The following is a 251-nucleotide window of genomic DNA, read 5'->3' as shown; positions in this document are numbered from 1 at the left end:
GCAGGGCGACGATCCAGAAAGCCACAATAGACGCCGCTTTTCTTGCCGTGCTTGTCATCGACCGTCGCTACACGCTGCCGACTACCGTTCATCACCGGCATGCCTTTGACGACCAGGCCGGCTTGAGTCAGTACATCCAGAAACTCTGATTCGGCGTCCCCTCCCCCAGCGCGGCGGCTTGGATCAGGCAACCAGCCGGTGATGCGATCAAGGTCACATCCAGGTCTGGCAAACCACAGCTTTTCCTCTTT

The 251-nt window shown here is 58.6% G+C and carries 1 protein-coding gene; it reads right to left on the bottom strand.

Going from position 1 to position 251, the window contains the following annotated elements; translation table 11 throughout:
• Window positions 1-251, bottom strand: a 251-nt coding sequence (locus ALO64_RS26415; RefSeq protein WP_235805010.1) for a hypothetical protein, incomplete at both ends; no start/stop codon positions are given.

The organism is Pseudomonas meliae, assembly GCF_001400515.1.
Classification (GTDB): domain Bacteria; phylum Pseudomonadota; class Gammaproteobacteria; order Pseudomonadales; family Pseudomonadaceae; genus Aquipseudomonas; species Aquipseudomonas amygdali.
This window is presented reverse-complemented; position numbering and strand designations above follow the sequence as displayed.